The organism is Rhodoferax sp., assembly GCF_025354435.1.
In the GTDB taxonomy this organism is placed as follows: Bacteria; Pseudomonadota; Gammaproteobacteria; order Burkholderiales; family Burkholderiaceae_C; genus Rhodoferax_B.
This window is the reverse complement of record NZ_JANXMU010000040.1, coordinates 40,404-60,037: the sequence shown is the minus strand read 5'-3', so window position 1 is coordinate 60,037 and position 19,634 is coordinate 40,404. Positions and strand designations below refer to the sequence as shown.

General features: G+C 61.7%; 16 protein-coding genes. 9 read left to right on the top strand and 7 right to left on the bottom strand.

Annotation, left to right across the window (positions count from 1 at the left end):
- Positions 1 to 14: 14 nt before the first annotated feature.
- The 5 genes from Q0T48_RS10815 to Q0T48_RS10795 all read right to left on the bottom strand — a co-directional run bounded on the left by Q0T48_RS10815 (position 15) and on the right by Q0T48_RS10795 (position 6,515).
- Complete coding sequence (locus Q0T48_RS10815; protein ID WP_295956134.1) at positions 15 to 1,325, bottom strand: MFS transporter; 1,311 nt, start codon at positions 1,323 to 1,325, stop codon at positions 15 to 17.
- 195 nt (positions 1,326 to 1,520) lie between these two features.
- Positions 1,521 to 2,420 carry a LysR family transcriptional regulator gene (locus Q0T48_RS10810; RefSeq protein WP_295956132.1) on the bottom strand — a complete coding sequence of 300 codons (900 nt, stop codon included), beginning with the start codon at positions 2,418 to 2,420 and terminating at the stop codon, positions 1,521 to 1,523.
- Positions 2,421 to 2,517: 97 nt separating this feature from the next.
- On the bottom strand, positions 2,518 to 3,936 hold the full coding sequence (gene aldA, locus Q0T48_RS10805; protein ID WP_295956130.1) for an aldehyde dehydrogenase: 1,419 nt from the start codon (positions 3,934 to 3,936) through the stop codon (positions 2,518 to 2,520).
- Between the two features lie 8 nt (positions 3,937 to 3,944).
- On the bottom strand, positions 3,945 to 5,138 hold the full coding sequence (locus Q0T48_RS10800) for a mandelate racemase/muconate lactonizing enzyme family protein (protein WP_295956127.1): 1,194 nt from the start codon (positions 5,136 to 5,138) through the stop codon (positions 3,945 to 3,947).
- A gap of 108 nt (positions 5,139 to 5,246) precedes the next feature.
- Complete coding sequence (locus Q0T48_RS10795) at positions 5,247 to 6,515, bottom strand: MFS transporter (protein ID WP_295956125.1); 1,269 nt, start codon at positions 6,513 to 6,515, stop codon at positions 5,247 to 5,249.
- 657 nt (positions 6,516 to 7,172) lie between these two features.
- On the opposite strand from Q0T48_RS10795, the gene Q0T48_RS10790 reads away from it, so the two are divergent.
- The 5 genes from Q0T48_RS10790 to Q0T48_RS10770 all read left to right on the top strand — a co-directional run bounded on the left by Q0T48_RS10790 (position 7,173) and on the right by Q0T48_RS10770 (position 13,396).
- A complete protein-coding gene (locus tag Q0T48_RS10790) occupies positions 7,173 to 8,741 on the top strand; it encodes an ABC transporter substrate-binding protein (RefSeq protein WP_295956123.1) in 1,569 nt (522 codons plus the stop codon).
- Positions 8,742 to 8,985: 244 nt separating this feature from the next.
- A complete protein-coding gene (locus tag Q0T48_RS10785; RefSeq protein WP_295956121.1) occupies positions 8,986 to 9,933 on the top strand; it encodes an ABC transporter permease in 948 nt (315 codons plus the stop codon).
- 19 nt (positions 9,934 to 9,952) lie between these two features.
- A complete protein-coding gene (locus Q0T48_RS10780; protein ID WP_295956118.1) occupies positions 9,953 to 10,786 on the top strand; it encodes an ABC transporter permease in 834 nt (277 codons plus the stop codon).
- Between the two features lie 16 nt (positions 10,787 to 10,802).
- Entirely contained in the window at positions 10,803 to 12,419 is a 1,617-nt protein-coding gene (locus tag Q0T48_RS10775) for an ABC transporter ATP-binding protein (protein WP_295956116.1), read from the top strand.
- A 65-nt stretch (positions 12,420 to 12,484) separates the two neighbouring features.
- Complete coding sequence (locus Q0T48_RS10770; RefSeq protein ID WP_295956114.1) at positions 12,485 to 13,396, top strand: DMT family transporter; 912 nt, start codon at positions 12,485 to 12,487, stop codon at positions 13,394 to 13,396.
- A gap of 104 nt (positions 13,397 to 13,500) precedes the next feature.
- On the opposite strand, the gene aqpZ is transcribed toward Q0T48_RS10770, so the two are convergent.
- Positions 13,501 to 14,136, bottom strand: a complete 636-nt coding sequence (gene aqpZ, locus Q0T48_RS10765) for an aquaporin Z (protein WP_295956112.1) — start codon at positions 14,134 to 14,136, stop codon at positions 13,501 to 13,503.
- Between the two features lie 217 nt (positions 14,137 to 14,353).
- Between aqpZ and htpG the strand changes: the two genes are divergently transcribed.
- The 4 genes from htpG to Q0T48_RS10745 all read left to right on the top strand — a co-directional run bounded on the left by htpG (position 14,354) and on the right by Q0T48_RS10745 (position 19,410).
- Complete coding sequence (gene htpG, locus Q0T48_RS10760; RefSeq protein ID WP_295956110.1) at positions 14,354 to 16,333, top strand: molecular chaperone HtpG; 1,980 nt, start codon at positions 14,354 to 14,356, stop codon at positions 16,331 to 16,333.
- A gap of 1,235 nt (positions 16,334 to 17,568) precedes the next feature.
- Entirely contained in the window at positions 17,569 to 18,756 is a 1,188-nt protein-coding gene (locus Q0T48_RS10755) for an ATP-binding protein (protein ID WP_295956108.1), read from the top strand.
- Positions 18,757 to 18,821: 65 nt separating this feature from the next.
- Entirely contained in the window at positions 18,822 to 19,286 is a 465-nt protein-coding gene (locus Q0T48_RS10750) for an SRPBCC family protein (RefSeq protein ID WP_295956106.1), read from the top strand.
- Positions 19,276 to 19,410: a hypothetical protein gene (locus tag Q0T48_RS10745; protein ID WP_295956105.1), complete on the top strand. Its 135-nt coding sequence runs from the start codon at positions 19,276 to 19,278 to the stop codon at positions 19,408 to 19,410. Before Q0T48_RS10750 ends, Q0T48_RS10745 begins: the two co-directional genes overlap by 11 nt.
- A gap of 60 nt (positions 19,411 to 19,470) precedes the next feature.
- On the opposite strand, the gene Q0T48_RS10740 is transcribed toward Q0T48_RS10745, so the two are convergent.
- Positions 19,471 to 19,608: a hypothetical protein gene (locus Q0T48_RS10740; protein ID WP_295956103.1), complete on the bottom strand. Its 138-nt coding sequence runs from the start codon at positions 19,606 to 19,608 to the stop codon at positions 19,471 to 19,473.
- Between the last annotated feature and the right edge of the window lie 26 nt (positions 19,609 to 19,634).

The following is a 19,634-nucleotide window of genomic DNA, read 5'->3' as shown; positions in this document are numbered from 1 at the left end:
CCTCCGACCGGCAGTCAAGCGCGGGACCCGCTGGCGGCTGCGTGGCGGCCCCGCGTGGCCAGCAGTACCAGAATACCGCCCAGGAACAGGCTGGCCGCCAGCACATACAGGCCCGCCGTGGTGCTGCCGGTGGCATCCTTGATGCTGCCGACCATGAAGGGGCTAACGAAACCGGCCAGGTTGCCCACCGCGTTGATCAACGCAATGCCCGCTGCCGCCGCCGAGCCGCGCAGCATGCTGGTCGGCAGGGTCCAGAACAGGGGCAGGCTGGTCAGAATGCCCATGGTGGCCAGGCTCAGTGCGGCCATGGCCAGCGCCAGATCGCCGCCGAAGATGCCGCTCAAGATCAGGCCCACGCCACCGATGAAGCCAGCCCCGGCGGTGTGCCAGCGGCGTTCGCCACTGCGGTCCGAACTGCGGCTGGCCAGCACCATGGCGACGGCGGCCAGGGCGTAGGGAATCATGGTCAGCAGCCCCACATCCAACACGTCTTTCACGCCCGCCGTTTTGACCAGCTGCGGCAGCCAGAAGCTGATCCCGTACAGGCCCATGATGAAGCAGAAGTAGATGCTGGCCATCAGCCACACCCGGCCATTGCGGAAGACCTGCTTCAGGCTGTGGTCGGCGCGGGAGCCTTCGTCGCGGCTGATGTTGTCGATCAGTAGGCGCTTTTCGGCATCACTGAGCCAGGGAGCTTGGGCGATGGAATCGTCCAGATAAAAGTACACGCTGATGCCGACCAGGATGGATGGAATGCCTTCCAGCAAAAACAGCCATTGCCAGCCCGCCCAGCCGTTCACCCCGGCAAAGGCCTGCATGATCCAGCCCGACAGCGGGCCGCCCACCACGCCCGACAAGGCGATGGCCGTCATGAACAGCGCCACCACCCGTGCGCGCCGGGCCGACGGGAACCAGTACGTCAGGTACAGGATGATGCCGGGGAAGAAGCCCGCTTCCGACACGCCCAGAAAGAAGCGAAGCACGTAGAACATGGTGGGTGTGGTCACAAACATCATGCACGAAGAAATCACCCCCCAGGTGACCATGATGCGGGCGATCCACACTCGGGCACCGGTGCGGTGCAAGATCATGTTGCTGGGCACTTCAAACAGGAAATAGCCGATGAAGAAGATACCCGCCCCCAGACCGTAGACGGTGTCGCTGAACTTCAAATCGGTCAGCATCTGCAGCTTGGCAAAGCCGACGTTGACGCGGTCGAGGTAGGCCACCACGTAGCACAGGAACAGGAAGGGAATCAGCCGCCACATGACCTTGCGGTAGGTGGCTTGCTCCAGCGCGTCGCTGGCAGGGGCGGGAATAGGCATTTTTATGTCTCCAGGGGATGGACTGTGGGTGCGTGGCGGCTCGCCACCGACCGGGAAAACCGGTCTGGGCGCAGTCTAGGCAGGCCACCTGCATCTGCCGAGTGACATTGCGGCAACCCGGCCTCAACGCACGGGAATAGCCTTTACCGACAAGGACTTAGGCGCGCGCCCTGTCATGCCGCATGGTGAAAACCCTTAGACCTCTGGATCGCCTTCATCGACCGGCCACACCACTTGCAGCATGGCCAGCAGGGCCTGGAGGGTGGCGGCGTTTTCGTCGGAGCGGCGGTACAGCAGCGACAGCGGACAAGGCAGGCGCACGCCCTGCCACATCACCACCTGGCCACGCTGTAGCACTGGCGCGGCGATGCGTTCGCGCATCAGGCCCAGGGCCACGCCGCTTTGCACCAGCTCGAACATGGTGGCCTCTTGGTCGGCCTGCACCGAGGTGCGGTGGCTCAGGCCGCGCTCGGCAAACATCTGGGCCACCAGGCCGTACTGCGAGCCGCCCACCGGGGTGGAGAGCCAGGGCATGGCGGCGAGGTCGCTCCAATCGGCCTGGCGCAGCCGCTCTTCCCAGGCCATGGGGCCGACCACCACATAGTGCTCCAGCCAGAGCTGGCGCACCGCGATGTCGGGGTCTTTGAGAGCGCCGAGGAAGAAGCAGGCGTCCACCTCGCCGTTGCGCAGCATCTGCAGCACGCTGCCCGAGATGCCGTGCTGCAGCGCCACGTCCACGTGCGGGTAAAACTCCAGCAGGGCCGCCAGCAGCGGGCCCAGGCGGATGGATTCCGGGTCGATGATGGTGCCCAGCCGCAGCCCGCCCGACACGGTGCCCCGCATCTGCGCCGCCAGCGCGCTGATGTCCTGTACCGACTCCACTGTCTTGGTGGCCAGCGGCAACAGCCGCCGCCCTTCGCCGGTGAGCACCATGCCGGTGGGCGTGCGCGCAAACAGCAGCACGCCCAGCTCGTCCTCCAGGCCCTTGATCTGCTTGGACAGCGCGGATTGGGTCAGGTGCAGTTGCTCGGCCGCCCGCACCAGCTGGCCGTGGCGGGCCACAGCCAGAAATGCGCGGAGTGGGGTGAGTTCCATCGCGGCATTATCGCCATGGCTTGGCAATTCCGGGCGTGTCCACTATGTTTTTAGTAGCTACCAGCGTAGATTAAATATACGCTAGAGGGCAATTTCATTAGTATTTCATCACCACCAGCCGGGTCTGGGTAAATTCGAGCATGCCGTGCTTGCCGTCGTCCCCGCCCAGGCCGGAGCGTTTCCAGCCTGCGTGGTAGCCCTGGTAGGGATCGGCGGGGGTGCGGTTGATGTAGAGCTCTCCGGCTTCGATCTCATTGCTGGCCTGCATCACGCTGCGGTAGTCGGCCGTGTACAGCACCGATGCCAGGCCGAACTGGTGGTCGTTGGCCAGCGCCAGCGCGTGGTCCAGCGTGGTGTAGGGCAGCACGCACAGCACCGGGCCAAAGACTTCTTCCTGCACGATTTCCATGTCTTGGCGCACCTGGGTGAGCAGGGTGGGCGGGTAGAAGTAGCCAGGGCCGCTGGGCACTGTGCCGCCGCATTCGAGCTGGGCACCGGCCTGCAGGGCGCGCTCGACCATCGCATGGATGCCCTGGCGCGCCGAGGCGCTGACCAGCGGGCCCATGTGCTGGGGTTGCTCCGCACGGTTGGCGAAGGCGTGGGCGCTGAGCTTGGCTTTGAGCTTGGCTACCAGCGCGTCGTGCACGGCCTCTTGCACGTAGACCCGTTCCACCGCAGTGCAGAGCTGGCCGCAGTGGGTGGTTTTAGAGCGCACGATGTCGCTGGCGGCTTTTTCCAGGTCGGCATCGGCGGCCACGATGGCGGGGGTTTTGCCGCCCAGTTCCAGCGACACCTTGGCGATGTTGACGCGCGAATAGTCCAGCACGCGCTGGCCCGCGCCGACGCTGCCGGTGAGCGTGATCATGGCCACCTTGGGATGCGTGCAGAGCACTTCAGCCTCGGCGTGGCCCATGGCCAGGATGTTGACCACGCCGGGGGGCAGGCCCGCGTCCAGCACCGCCTGGGCGATTTCGAAAGCCGAGCAGGGTGTGTGGTTGCTGGGGCGCACCACCACGGTGTTGCCGGTGATTAGCGCTGGCGCAATTTTGCGCAGCAGGGTGTAGACGGGGTAGTTGAACGGGATCAAACAGGCCACCACGCCCATGGGTTCGCGGTGCAGCATCAGGTTCTCGCCCGGGGTGTCGCTGGGGATGATTTCGCCCTCGATGCGGCGCGCCCATTCGGCGTGGTAACGGGTGATGTCGGCCGCGTAGACGGCTTCGTTCTCGGCATCTTCCAGGCTCTTGCCTGACTCCAGCGCCAGGGCCTGGCCGATGGCGGATTTGCGGGCCACCAGCGCATCGGCAAAGGCGCGCAGATGGTTGCCGCGCTCGATGCTGGTCAGCTGGCGCCAGCCGCGCTGGGCTGCAGCGGCGGCGTCGCAGGCGGCCAGAGCCTGGGCGGCGCTGGCGGCGCTGACCTGGCCTACGGTTTCCTCGGTGGCGGGGTTGGTGACGGTGTAGCTGGCGGTACCGGCCACCCATTGGTTGTTGATGAAGTTTAGGTAGTGCGTCATGTCAAAAATTAGTAATAGCCCAGGGGATGTTGCGCCATGTCGAGGTGCAGGCGCGTGCTGTCATAGGGGTGGGCCAAAGCCACGGCTTCGTTGAGCTCTACCCCCAGGCCGGGTTCCTTGCTGGGAATGACGTAGCCGCCTTCCCACTGCAGTGGCTTCTTCAATAGCTGTGCGTGGAAGCCGCCAAACTGCTGGATGCTTTCCAGAATCAAAAAGTTAGGGATGCAGGCCGCCAGCTGGATATTGGCTGCCGCCACCACCGGGCCGCAGTACAGGTGCGGGGCGATTTGGGCGTAGTGCGCTTCGGCCATGCCGGCGATCTTTTTGGCTTCCAGAATGCCGCCGACGCGGCCCAGGTTGGGCTGCAGGATGCTGGCCGCACCGGTCTCCAGCACGCGGGCAAATTCGTACTTGGTGCACAGGCGCTCGCCCGTGGCCACGGGGATGCAGGTGTAGCGCGCCACCTCGGCCATCGCCTCCGGGCGCTCGGGCGGTGTCGGCTCTTCAAACCACAGCGGGTCGTAGCGTTCGAGTCGCCGCGCCAGGCGCTTGGCCCCGGACACGGTGAACTGGCCGTGGGTGCCAAACAGCAGGTCGGCCTTGTCGCCAACGGCTTCGCGGATGCGGGCGCAAAAGCGCTCCGACATGTCCATGCGCTCCAGCGTGGGCTGGCGTGGGTCGAACACCGAGTAGCCGCCCACCGGGTCGAACTTCACGGCGGTAAAGCCCTCTTCCACATAGCGTACGGCGCGCGCTGCAGAGCGGTCCGGGTCGCCGTAAAAGGATTCATCCTCGCCCGGGTCGGGGTACAGGTAGGTGTAGCTGCGCAAGCGCGGATTGACCAGGCCGCCCAGCAGTTTGTAGACGGGTTGCTCTAGCGCCTTGCCGGTGATGTCCCAGCAGGCCATCTCCAGGGCGCTGAGCACGCCCATCAGCGAGATGTCGGGCCGCAGCGAGAAGCCTTCGCCGTAGGCACGCCGCCACAGGGTTTCGGTCTGCATCGGGTCTTCGCCCTGGAACACGCGGGCAAACAAGTCTTCGGCCATGGCCGCCACCACCTGGGGGCCGAAGGTGGCGGTGTAGGCCTCGCCAATGCCTTCGATGCCGCAGCGGGTGCGCAGCTTGACGAACACAAAGTAGCGGCCGCCAAAGCTGGGCGGCGGGTTGGCCACCACGAAGGTCTGGATGGATTCGAGTTGCATGCGGGCTCCAAGCACTAAAGGTTGGAAGAAAGTTTAGGGCCGCACTGTCCTATCCACCCCCGCCCGCGGCAAGATCAATCCTAATAATTGATTGGCGCGCCCAGGTGTTCAAGGGCCGAGATCAGCGGGGGTGGTGTGGGATTCCGCTGCAGTCCTGCGCGGGTCCATCTGCAAGACCGCCTGCGAGCCGCTGCCCATGACCACGTAGTCGGATTTGACGGCATGTTCGTCGGCATGCGGTGTGCTGTGGATGCTGTAGCGCCAGATCGCCAGCACCAGCAAGGCCAGTGTCCCCGCAAAATACAGCATCAAGGCCTCGGGGCCCATCCAGTCCATCATGGCACCGCCCAGCGTGGGCCCGACCGTGGAGCCAATTCCGTACAGCAGCAGCAGCCCGCCAGTGACTTCCAGCACCCGCGAGGGGTCGATCAGGTCGTTCACATGGGCCACGCACAACCCGTAGATGGAAAAAGACAAGCCACCGTACACCACGCCCAGACCGATCAGCAGCATCTCGTTGCCTTGGGCCATGAAGTACCCCGCCACCGCCACGGCGGCACTCAGGGCGCAGACCAGAAACAGCACGCGGCGGCGGTCGTGCCGGTCGGACAAATGCCCCACCGGCCACTGGAACACCGCCCCGCCCAGGATGGTGGCGGCCATGAAGGTGGCGGTACCCGCCTCGCTGAACCCCACGCCCTGGGCGAACACCGTGCCCAGGCTGAAGAACGCGCCGTTGAGCAAACCCGAGCCCACGGCGGCGATCACACCGATGGGGGAAATAAAGAACAGTTCGAACAGGCCCAGCTTGGGCGCATCGGTGGGCACGGGCTCGCTCACCGGGGTCAGCGTAATGGGCAGCATGGCAAATGAGAACAGGATGGACACCAGCGCAAACGGCACAAAGCCGTACCGGTCGCCCACCAGGATCAGCCACTGGCCCAGCGCCAATGCCACGCCGTTGACGGCCATATAGGCGGCAAACACCTTGCCGCGCTGCTGGCTGTTGGCCACCACGTTGAGCCAGCTCTCCACCACGATGTACAAGCCCACCAGGCAGACCCCGGTGACAAAGCGCAACGTGCCCCAGGCCCAGGGATTGGCCCACAAGGCGTGCATGATGGGCAGCGCCGAGGCCACCGTGGCCATCGAGGCAAAGGCGCGGATGTGCCCGACGCGGCGGATGATGACCGGGCAGGCATAGGTGCCAAACACAAAGCCCGCGAAATAGGCCGAATTGACCAGGCCGGTCACCAGTGAAGAAAAATGGGCCGCACTGGCCTGGGCACCAATGGCCGCAAACAGCAGGCCGGTGCCGACCACCAACATGCCCACCCCGCTGAGAAGTGAGGCCAGGGGGATGAGTATGTTGCGCACGAGCGATTCCTTGTGTGGGGCCACCGCAGTGACGGTGTGAAGTTAACACACGTCTATTTACATTTTGTGGCCAGGGTGGCCATGGCCGGTTGATCCGGTTGCACCATCAGCGTGCAAAAGTATCGGCGTGATCCACTTTCGCCTGCACCGATTCGGGGGTTGGCAAGCCGTCCGGTACACCGCGCAAAGTGAACAAGGCGGCTACGCGGCGGGGGCAAAAGCGGCATGTGACGGTACGACCCGATGGCATGTGGCGATGGCCCTTACGGCAATTTTCAAAGGCCGGCGCAGAAGATTTTGGCGGCATTTTTGGCCCGAAAAAATAGCCCGTGCTGCAAGCGCATTTATCTGCGCTCACTTTGCATAAATTTACAGATTTTGAGCCCGCTTAACAGGCTGGCTTTATCCGGCTAGCTGAAATCCGACACTAATTGATGGCGCTGCGACGCAAGTGCATTTACGTACTTGAAGTGCTTTAAATAATTGAATCGCGTTTTAAAAATCAATTGCCCGAGTAAGCGGATATACCGATACAAGAAAAAAAACCCACCCTATGATGGTTAGCGAGTGCAAAACCACTTTGCCCTTGGGGTAGTTGCATGATTTTCAGCGCCCTCCAGCGGACCCCTATCCATTGACCTTGAAGGAATTTTTGATATGCCAATGAACGACATCAACCCAGAATCGAGGATCATTCTGGACCGCCGCCAACTGATCACCGGTGCCGCTGCTTTTGGTTTGTCAGCGACCTTTGGTGCCATGCCAGCCATGGCCCAAGGTGCACCAAAAAAGGGCGGAACCCTGCGCATGGGCGTGGAAGGTGGCTCGGCTTCTGACAGCTTTGACCCCCGCACCTATGCCGACTCGGTGATGATCAACATCAGCCTGATGCTCTGGAACAACCTGGTGGAAGTGGCCGACAACGGCGACGCCACTGGCGAGTTGTTTGAAAACTGGGAAGTCAAACCCGGTGCTACCGACTGGATTTTCAATATCCGCAAAGGCATTACCTTTGCATCCGGCAAAACACTGGATGCCGACGATGTCATTTACTCGATCAATATGCACCGTGGCGAAACCAAATCGCCCGCCAAAGCACTGTTGGCCGATATCAAAGAGATCAAGAAACTCTCGCCCACGCAAATCCAGATTTTGATGACCAATGGCAACCTGGATTTGCCATTTAACCTGAGCGATTACCACATCATCGTGGTGCCCAATGGCACGACCGATTTCAGCAAGCCCGATGGCACCGGTGCCTACCTGTTGGAAGAGTTCCAGCCCGGTGTGCGCGCCACCTTCAAGCGCAAGCCCGGCAACTACTGGAAGCCCAACCGCGGCAACTTTGACCGCGTGGAACTGCGCTACATCGGCGACGCCGCTGCCCGTACCCAGGCACTGGTGACCGGCCAGGTGGATGTGATCAACCGCGTGGACCCCAAGACCGCCGGGCTGCTGGCCAAGAGCAAGGGCATCAAGCTGTCGCGCACACCGGGTGCCGGTAACCGCTTCGCCTTTGTGGCGCACACCGACAAGTCGCCCTTCAGCAACCCGGACCTGATGATGGCGCTGAAGTTCGGCATCGACCGCAAGAAGATCGTGGACAACGTGTTCTCGGGCTACGCCTCCATCGGCAACGACCACACCGTAGGCGCGAAGATGAAGTACTACGACCCCAAGCAAAAGCTACACGCCTACGATCCCGACAAGGCCAAGTTTTTCTTCAAAAAGGCCAACATCACCGGTGCCATCGAACTGCAAGTCTCGGAAGGCGCCTTCTCGGGTGCCACCGACAGCGGCCAGGTGTTCCAGGAATCGCTGTCCAAAGCCGGTATCCAGCTGGACCTGAAGCGCGTCTCGGGCGACGGCTACTGGGACAACGTGTGGCTCAAGCAACCCTTCTGCGCCGTGTACTGGGGCAACCGCCCCACCATCGACAACCAGTTGACCAGCACCTTCAAGGCCAACACCACCTGGAACGACACCCACTTCAACAACCCCGAGTTCGAGAAGCTGCTGGTGGCCGCCCGTGTCGAGCTGGACCAGCCCAAGCGCGAAGAAATGTACGCCCGCTGCCAGGAGCTGATCAAAGAAAACTCCGGCATGGTGTGTTTTGCAGTGCAGGACTACATCGACGCATACAACACCAAGCTGGGAGGTTTGACAGTCTCTGGCCGTTACGACTTGGCCGATGACCGTATCGCTGAAAAGGGCTGGTTTATTTAACGCGCACCCCCAGGCTACACACTGCGTGTTTCCGCCAACCCCCTTGCAGGGGGCAACACCAGCAGCCTGGCATAGCCAGTTCTGCGGTGTTCCTGAACGGCATGCGTGGCGTATTTAGCCGAGGGGTAAGTCGTTAACTGCCCCGTTCAGCTCCTGTAACGGATGGGCGGGGTGGAGCTTGGTTCCACTCCGCTTTTTTTGGGTCAACCGCTTGCGTTGCCCTACTGCCCACTCGGAAATTGCTATGGCGAAACTGATATTGAACCGCTTTTTTTTAGGCGTACTGACCCTGTTAGCAGTGTCGGTGTTGATTTTTGTGTGCACCGAAATCCTGCCCGGTGATGTGGCTTCGGCGGTGCTGGGCCAAGGGGCTACGCCCGATGCGCTGGCCATCTTCCGCAAGGAGCTGGGCTACGACATTCCCTCCTACATGCGCTACTGGCACTGGCTGACCGGTGTGCTGCATGGCGACCTGGGCATCGCGCTGACGAATAAGCGCGTGATCGTGGACGAAATTCTGCCGCGTCTGGGCAACACCATGTTCCTGGCAGGCTACGCAGCGCTGATTGCGATTCCGGTGGCGGTGGGCCTGGGGGTGTATTCCGCGATCAACGAAGGCAAGATTTCCGACAAGCTGGCCAACATCCTGTCGCTGATTGCCATCTCGTTGCCCGAGTTTTTCATCGCCTACCTGCTGATCATCTTCTTTTCGGTGAACGTGGACTGGTTCCCTTCGCTGTCCACGGTGTTCAAGGGCATGCCTTTCAGTGAGCGGGTCTACCAGACCACGCTGCCCGCCATCACGCTGACCCTGCTGGTGGCCGCACACATGTTGCGCATGACGCGCAGCTCGGTGCTGTCGGTGATGTCCACGCCCTACATTGAAATGGCTTTCCTCAAGGGTGCCAAACGCGGGCGCGTCATCACCCGCCACGCCCTGCCCAACGCGGCCGCGCCCATCATCACTGTGATTGCTCTGAACCTGGCCTACCTGGTGGTGGGTGTGGTGGTGATCGAAGCGGTGTTTGTCTACCCTGGCCTGGGCCAGTTGATGGTGGATGCCGTGTCCAAGCGCGACGTGCCGGTGATCCAGGCCTGCGGCCTGGTATTTGCCATGGTGTTTGTGCTGCTCAATACCGTGGCCGACATTCTGGTCATTCTGGTCAATCCCCGCCTGCGCCATAAGCGCTAAAAGAACAAGGAAGATCCCCATGAAACTCTTCGGACAAAAACCCACCCTGTCGGCCTGGTTTGGCCTGACCGTGGTGGCGCTATTCATCTTCGTCGCCCTGTTTACCCCCTGGCTGGCCCCGTATGCCCAGTCGGCCAACATCGGCGAGACCTGGGCCGAGCCCTCCAAGACCATGTGGCTGGGCGGCGACCAGATCGGGCGCGACATGTTCACCCGCATTCTGTACGGCACACGCATGACGATTGGCGTGGCCCTGGCCATCACCCTGCTGTCATTCTTTATCGGCATCGTGCTGGGCTTCGTCAGCGCTGTGGTGGGCGGCTGGGTGGATGTGTTTTTCAGCCGCCTGGTAGATGTGATGCTGTCGATTCCCGGCCTGATCTTTGCACTCATCGTGTTGGGTGTGTTTGGCTCCAGCATCCCGGTGCTGATTTTGACCATCGCCGTGCTGGACTCCACCCGCGTGTTCCGCCTGGCGCGGGCGTTAGGCATGAATTTGTCGGTGATGGAATACGTGGAAGCTGCGCGCCTGCGGGGCGAAGGCCTGTGGTGGATCATCAGCCGCGAGATTTTGCCCAACGCCTGGGCACCGCTGGTGTCGGAGTTTGGCCTGCGCTTTTGCTTCAACTTTTTGTTCATCGCCGGGCTGTCGTTCCTGGGCCTGGGCATCCAGCCGCCGTACGCCGACCTGGGTGGCATGGTGCGTGAAAATGCCGCCGCCATCAACTTCGGGATGATGGCCCCGATCTACCCCGCCGCCACCATTGCGCTGCTCACCGTGTCGGTGAACCTGGTGGTGGACTGGATGTTGTCCATGGACGCACGCCCCTCCGGTGCACAAGCAGAACTTTAAGAAAGACGGTTTCACCATGGACGAAAAGATCATTCTGCAAATCAAAGGGCTGCGCCTGGAGAGCCTGGCGGGCAACGCCATCGTGGACAACGTAGACCTCAACCTGCGCAAGGGCGAGGTGCTGGGCCTGATTGGCGAGAGCGGGGCCGGTAAATCCACCATCGGCCTGTCCAGCATGTGCTACGCCCGCGCCGGGGTGCACATTGCCGGGGGCGAAATCATTCTGGACGGGGTGAACATCCGCGCCCTCAACGCCGAAGGTCGGCGCAGCGTGCGCGGCAAACGCGTGGCCTACATCGCCCAGTCGGCCTCGGCGGCCTTCAACCCGGTCCACACCCTGATGGACCAGGTCTGCGAGGCTCCGCTGCTGCATAAGCTGATGACCCGCACCGAGGCCGAGGCCTGGGCGCGCCAGCTCTTCAAATCGCTGGACCTGCCCAACCCCGACACCTTTGGGGCCCGCTACCCGCACCAGGCCTCGGGCGGCCAGTTGCAGCGCGCCATGGCGGCCATGGCCATGTCGTGCCGCCCCGACGTGCTGGTGTTGGACGAACCCACCACCGCGCTCGACGTAACCACCCAGATCGAGGTGCTGATCCTGCTCAAATCGCTGATCAAACAGTACAACACCGCCGCGCTCTACATCACCCACGACCTGGCCGTGGTGGCCCAGGTGGCCGACCGCATCAAGGTGCTGCGCCACGGCAAAGAGGTGGAAGAAGGCGAAACCCAGCAAATCCTGAGCCACGCCAACCAGGACTACACCGCCCGGCTGGTGGCCGTGCGCGGTGCCGCGGCCAGCGAGCGCGCCAACGAGGCCACCGTCAAGCCGGAAACCGTGCTGTCTATCAAAGACTGCCACGCTTTCTACGGCGATTTCCATGTGGTCAAAGGCGTGTCGCTGGATGTCAAAGGCGGTGAAACCGTGGCCGTGGTGGGCGAATCCGGCTCGGGCAAATCCACCCTGGCGCGCATCGTCACCGGGCTGCTGCCGCCCAAAAGCGGCGAAATCATCTTCCAGGGCAAGGCCTTGCCGCGCGCACTCAAGGCCCGCGACAAAGAGCTCAAGCGCCGCATCCAGTTGGTCTACCAGATCCCCGACGTGGCCATCAACCCCCGGCACAACCTGCTGGACATCGTGGGCCGCCCGGTGCAGTTCTACTTTGGCCTGGGCCGCCAGGCCGTGCTGGAGCGCGCTAAGGAGCTGATGGCGCTGGTGGAGTTGCCGGTAGAGTTTTTGCAGCGCCGCCCCGGCCAGTTGTCGGGTGGGCAAAAGCAGCGCGTATGCATTGCCCGCGCCCTGGCCGCCAAGCCTGAGCTGATCATCCTGGACGAGCCCACTTCGGCACTCGACCCGCTGGTGGCCGAGGAAATCCTCAAGCTGCTGCGCAAGCTGCAGTCCGAGCTGGGCCTGTCGTATGTGCTGATCACCCACGACCTGGACGTTGTGCACCGCATCGCCCACCGTACGGCGGTGATGCTGCAAGGCCAGTTTGTGGCGTTTGACCAGACCGATAAGATCTTCCACAACCCCGAGCACCCCTACACTCGCAAGCTGATCACTGCCGTGCCGGAAATGCGGGTGGACTGGCTGGACGGCGTGCTGGCCGAACGGGCCTCGGCAACCGCCTGACCCGCAGCCTCTAGACCCCAAGGGCCGGGCTGCCAAGTCCGGCCCTTTTTTTCATCCGTTTTTTTATGCAAAACCACACCGCGCGCGGCATCTTGTGTTTGTGCCTGGGCGTTCTCGTGTTCTCGCTGCAGGACGCGATCATCAAGCAGGTCAGCGGGGCCTATCCACTCACCGAGGTGGTGGCCATCCGCTCGCTGGTCGGGGTGCCGGTACTGCTGGCCCTGGTGCAGCACGAGGTAGGTTGGCGGGCCCTGTTCACGTCCCGCTGGGGCATCCTGGCTCTGCGCGCGCTGATTTTGTTTGTCTCTTACACGGCCTACTACATGGCGTTTCCGGCGTTGCCGCTGGCCGATGCGGTGGCGCTGTATTTCACCGTGCCCTTGTTCGTCACCGCGCTGGCCGGGCCGTTTCTGGGCGAAAAATCCAGCTGGAAAGTCTGGCTGGCGGTGGTGGTGGGCTTTGCCGGGGTGATGGTGATGCTGCAGCCCGGCAGCGGCCTGTTTGAGCCCGCCGCGCTGCTGTCATTGCTGTCGGCGGCCATGTACAGCAGCTCCATGCTGATGGCACGCAGGCTGGGTACCAGCCAGGCCGCGTCGGTGATGTCGTTCCACCAGAATGCGTTTTTTCTGGTGGGTGCCTTGGTTACCGCCTTGGTTTTGCACCAGCTGGGCATTGTGCGGGCCGAGCACCCCAGCTTGTCGTTCCTGGTGCGCCCCTGGGTGCAGCCCGCCGTGCTGGACGGCATGCTGATGGCGGTCTGCGGCGTGGTGGCCGCTGTGGGCACGTTGTTTCTCACCAGCGCCTACCGCATGGCCCGCGCCAGCATCGTCACGCCGTTCGAGTACACCGGCATGCTGTGGGCTCCCACCTGGGGTTACCTGTTCTTCCACGAGGTGCCGCGCGCCACCACGGTGCTGGGCGGGGCCATCGTGGTGATCGCCGGGCTGGTGGCCTTGCGTGCCGCCCGTAAAACCTGACGCACACAAAAAAGCCGCGACGGATCGCGGCTTTTTGGACACTATGCTTTTAGTAGCTACTAGCGCATATTCCATATGCGCTAGCGGCCTAAAAAGCTTAAAAATTACTCGTCGCTGAGCAGCACGTTGTAAATGACTGCACCGAGGATAGCGCCCACGATGGGGGCCACCCAGAACAGCCACAAATCACCCATGGCACCGGGCACAAACAGCGCGGGGCCGGTGCTACGGGCGGGGTTCACCGAGGTGTTGGACACGGGGATGGACACCAGGTGGATGAGGGTCAGGCACAGGCCGATGCTCAGGCCACCAAAGGCACCGGCAGCGCGCTTGGCGGTAGAACCCAGAATCACGATCAGGAAGATGGCGGTCATCACCACTTCGCAGATCAGCACCGACTGCATGCTGAACCCGCCGGGGGAGTTGACACCAAAACCATTGGTAGCGAATGCACCGGCACCGGTGAAAGCCTTGGCCGCATCAAAGTCGGCCTTGCCCGAGACGATCAGGTACAGCACGCCCGCTGCCGCGCAAGCGCCCAGCACCTGCGAAATGATGTAGCCCGGCAGACCCGACGCGGGGAAGCGCTTGCCCACGGCCAGACCGATCGACACCGCGGGGTTGAAGTGGCCGCCCGAGATGGGTCCCAGGGCGTACGCACCCGTCACCACCGTCAGGCCAAAGGCCAGCGACACGCCCAGCAGGCCGATACCCACGCCCGGAAAGGCGGCAGCCATCATCGTCGCAGGGGGGTGTGACACAGACAATTAATGCGCACAATCGCTTGTTTTTTAATCGGTGTTTTGTAACAGCCATTTACAAATTCAAAAGTTCATTGACAACGTCGCCAACATGGGACTTGCAATCGGCCCGCCCGGCCATAATTGAAGCTTGCCCGGTCGCCTCTGCCACAGAGAGCCGCCGACACCTCTTTTTGACACCTACAACCACACGAACATGACCAAGCAAACGCTTTCCTTCCAGGCCGAAGTGGCCCAACTGCTGCACCTCGTCACCCACGCGCTGTATTCCAATAAGGAAATTTTCATGCGTGAGTTGGTGTCCAACGCCTCCGACGCGTGCGACAAGCTGCGCTTTGAGGCCATCGGCAACCCCGCGCTGTACGAAGATGCGCCCAACCTCGAAGTCCGCGTGGCCTTCGACAAGGATGCCAAAACCCTGACTATCACCGACAACGGCATCGGCCTGACGCAGCAGGAAGCCATCGACAACCTGGGCACCATCGCCAAGAGCGGCACCAAGGACTTCGTCAGCAAGATGTCGGGCGACCAAAAGGCCGACTCCCAGCTCATCGGCCAGTTCGGCGTGGGCTTTTACTCTGGCTTCATCGTGGCCGACCGCATCACCGTCGAATCCCGCCGTGCCGGTACGCCTGCGAATGAAGGCGTGCGCTGGTCCAGCGACGGCGGTGCCAGCGGTGGCGGCGCGTTCGAAGTCGAAGGCATCACCCGCGAAAAGCGCGGCACCAGCGTCATCCTGCATCTGCGCGACGACGCACTCGACTACGCATCCGCCTGGAAGCTCAAGTCCATCATCGGCAAATACTCCGACCACATCAGCCTGCCCATCCTGATGGAAAAGGAAGAGTGGAAAGACGGCGACCTGATCAACCCCGAGGATGAGGCTGGCGGCCGCCAACCCGGTGGCATGGTCAACACCGGCGAATGGGAAACCGTCAACAAAGCCAGCGCCATCTGGGCCCGTGCCAAGAAAGACATCAGCCAGGAACAGTACGACGACTTCTACAAGCAGATCAGCCACGACTTCGAAGCCCCGCTGGCCCACACCCACAACCGCGTCGAAGGCAGCACCGAATACACCCAGCTGCTGTTTGTTCCTGGCAAGGCACCGCAAGACCTGTGGAACCGCGACAAAAAGGGCGGCTTGAAGCTGTACGTGAAGCGCGTCTTCATCATGGACGATGCCGAAGCCCTGCTGCCCAGCTACCTGCGCTTCGTCAAGGGCGTGGTCGATTCCGCCGATCTGCCGCTGAACGTGAGCCGCGAGCTGCTGCAGGAAAGCCGCGATGTCAAAGCCATCCGCGAAGGCTGCACCAAGCGCGTGCTGGGCATGCTGGAAGATTTGGCCAAGCACAACGCGCTGCCTGAAGCCACCGGCGATGTCACCGATGTCATCAGCGACGAAGACAAGGCCCTGGTCGGCAAGTACAGCCAGTTCTATGCCGAATTCGGCGCGGTGCTCAAAGAAGGCCTGGGCGAAGACTTCGCCAACCGCGACCGCCTGGCCAAGCTGCTGCGCTTTGCCAGCAACACCACCGACACCACCACCGTGTCGCTGGCGGAGTACAAGGCGCGCATGAAAGAAGGCCAGGAAGCCATCTACTACATCACCGCCGACAACGCCGCCGCCGCCAAGAACAGCCCGCAGCTCGAAGTCTTCAAGAAAAAGGGCATCGAAGTGCTGTTGATGACCGACCGCGTGGACGAATGGGCGCTGAACTACCTGCAAGACTTCGACGGCACGCCGATGCAGTCCGTCGCCAAGGGTGCGGTGGATCTGGGCAAGCTGCTCGACGAAGACGAAAAGAAAGCCGCCGAAGCCGCTGCCGAAACTTTCAAACCCCTGCTGGCCAAGCTGAAAGAAGCCCTGAAAGACAAGGCCGAAGACGTGCGCGTCACCACCCGCCTGGTCGACAGCCCCGCCTGCCTGGTGGTGCAAGACGACGGCATGAGCACCCAGCTCGCCCGCATGCTCAAGCAAGCCGGCCAGACCGCCCCCGAAGTCAAGCCGGTGCTGGAAGTCAACGCCGAGCACGCCCTGGTGAAGAAACTGGAGGGCTCGGTGCACTTCAACGATTTGGCGCACATCTTGTTTGACCAGGCGCTGCTGGCCGAAGGCGGTTTGCCAGCCGATCCGGCGGCTTACGTCAAGCGGGTGAATGCCTTGCTGGTGTAAGTGGATTTGAGCGAAAAGTGGCTCTGGCGTATGTTTCACCTACGCTGGCAGCTATTTAATTCATAGCACTTGTGCTATTGAAGAGCCCCGCAGTTGTGAGACTGGCGGGGCTTTTTGCTGGTGGAGAATGCAGGAGTGATGACAGCGCCGTTATTGCGGTAGCCCAAAGCATCATCTATTTTTGCGTGAACGCGGTAGCTAGAATCGGCACGGAAACACCGCAATGTTTTGTGGCTAATTTATAACTTCAACGTGCTCGGCTTGGCCGGAGCGTACCAGTACTACAGGATTGAAAATGACGATATCTAAGGTTTGGAGTATTGCATTCGTAGCCACCTTGATCGCGGGTTGCGGAGGGGACGGAGGCTCGACCGCAACGTACAGCTTCGTCACGCCGAAGGTGAACTCCGTGCGAATCTACGCGTACACCACTCTGGACAACTCAAACAACACAATCAACCAAACTTTCCGGGACACGGTTACCTCGGTTGCCGCTGAGGGGTCATACGTCGCCGTCCATAATGATCCGAGTGGCAATTCAATTACCGTCAACGGAACGACGTACTCGATAACCACCGAGTCTCTGACTGTAAATACGTCGGGACAGACTCTTGCGAGTTCCTATACGTCTGCCAACGGAGCCCCGGTCAGTTGTGCGTTTGCACCGCATGCCGAGGGCGCAGACTATTCGTTATTTATCGGAAAAACATGGACGCTGAACTACTCCCGTACGTGTGGAACGACGACCCAGCTGTTCGCACAGACGGGGTCTGTCGTCGGTGTCGAGTCGGTAACCGTACCTGCCGGGACATATTCGACCATTAAACTGCAGAGCACCTTGACTTGGACTAATTCGACTGGGACGACGCACACCGAGGCGATTACGACTTGGCGTGACGCAAGCACGGCGATCGTCGTAAAGCAGGTCACCAACACTGCATACAGTGGGACAGCGTTGCAGAACGGTTATCCGGTAACCACAACCAAGGTACTGCAAAGTCAACTCTGATTTTGCATTTGTCGACTGGACGAAGTGGACCAAGGCACCGCCAAGCCTATTGCCGCAAAAGACGCTTTCGTCCAGTACGCCGCCCCCCTGCAGTAAACATGGAAGTCCGGTTCCACCACCCATGCAGTTGAGTTTCAGAGCACCCAGCGAGGATGCAATTTCTGATATAACTTTCATAAACTACCAAATTATTGTAATTTCCAAAACATCTCTATAAACTAAGTCCATGGACCCCATTCGCAATCCGTTTGCCCCCGGTGCGGGCACCCCTCCTCCCGAGTTGGCAGGTCGTGATGCTTTGCGCGAATCGCTGCGCATTACGCTGGAGCGGGCGAAGATTGGGCGACCGGCCAAAAGCGCCATGCTGGTTGGGCTGCGCGGCGTGGGCAAGACGGTGTTGCTGGACCGCGTGCGCGAAGACGCGGAGGTCGCAGGCATCCACACCGTTCGTATTGAAGCGCCAGAAGGGCGCTCTTTGCCCGCGCTGTTGGCCCCACAACTGCGCCAAGCGCTTTTGCGCCTGAGCCAGGTTGCTGCGGCAAAAGAGTTTGCGGTGCGCGGGCTGCGGGCCCTGGCGGGTTTTGCCAGCAAGCTGAAAGTAACTTTTAACGATATCGAAGTAGGGCTTGATTACGAGCCTGAACCCGGCCTGGCCGACAACGGCGACCTGGAGCATGACCTGCAAGCCTTGTTCGAACAAGTCGGCTTGGCTGCCAAGGCAGCGGGCACGGCGTTGGCTATCTTCATTGATGAATTGCAGTACGTGGAAGAGCCGCAGTTGGCGGCGCTGATCACGGCCATGCACCGCACCGAGCAACGCAAGCTGCCGGTGGTGCTGATCGGTGCGGGCCTGCCGCAATTGCGCGGGCAGATGGGCAATGCCAAGTCCTATGCGGAGCGGCTGTTTGACTTTCCGACTATTGGGCCGCTGTCATCGGAAGCCGCAAGTCTTGCGATCGAAAAACCGCTGCACGATGAAGGCGTAAACATCACGCCCGAGGCTTTGGGCCAGATACTGCAAGTCACCCGGGGTTATGCCTACTTTTTGCAGCAATGGGGCAGCCACACCTGGCAGGCCTCGCAGACATCTCCGATTGGAGTGGATGCGGTCGCCGTGGCATCGATCACGGCCATCGCAGCCTTGGACGAGAGCTTTTTTCGGGTTCGCTTTGACCGACTGACCCCCAAAGAGAAAAAGTACCTCCGCGCCATGGCCGAGTTGGGAGAGGGGCCGCACCGGTCGGGCGACATCGCAACCTGCTACAAGGCCGACGTGTCGTCACTGGCTCCCACGCGCAGCTCGCTCATCGGCAAGGGTATGGTGTGGAGCCCCAACCATGGGGACACAGCTTTCACTGTGCCCATGTTCGACGAGTTCATGAAACGCGCCATCCCTGGCGACGACTGGCGCTAATTGTTACAGCAGCCCGACCCTGTTTCCCCGGAGAATGGCGGTGTTGCCTGCATAGGAGCCCGTTCATGACCACCCCCAACCCCACCGGCACCGTCCGCCTCCACCGCGTCCTGCGCGCGCCGCCCGAGCGGGTCTACCGGGCCTTTCTCGATCCCGATGCACGGGTCAAGTGGCTGCCGCCGCATGGGTTTACGGCCAAGATGCACCACTCGGAGGAGCGGGTGGGCGGCAGCTTTCGCATGTCGTTTACCAACTTCGGCACCGGCAGCAGCCATTCGTTTGGCGGCACCTTCACCGAACTCACGCCGCACACGCAGATCCGCTACACCGACACGTTTGACGATCCCAATCTGCCAGGCGAGATGCAGGTTACGGTGACGTTTCGCCAGGTCGCCTGCGGTACCGAGCTGAACATCGTGCAGGAAGGGATTCCGGCGGTGATTCCGGTGGAGTTTTGCACCCTGGGCTGGCAGGAATCGCTGGGCATGCTGGCGCAACTGGTGGAGCCAGAGATTCCCGATGGGGCATAAGAGTTGGGGGGTGGTGGGCGTGGTGGCCGCGTCTGTGTTGCTGGGGGCTTGCAGCTCGGTTGGCGTGGGGGTGGGCACCAGCACCACCATTTACGACCCGCAGCAGGCACGGCCAGGCCGGTAGCCGTATTTGCTATTTATTACATAGCGAATAGCGAAGATAGCGCCTGCGCTAGCGCCCGATTTAATGCATAAATTTTCGCTGCTGCCAGCGCGCCCGCTGCAAGGCACACAGTTCCCAAATGCCCCAAACCAGGCAGGCCGGCAGCGCCACCAGGCGCATGACCGAGAGCATCACCGCCGCTTTGCGTAACAAGACCATGATGGGCTCCTTTGACAAACTGAGCG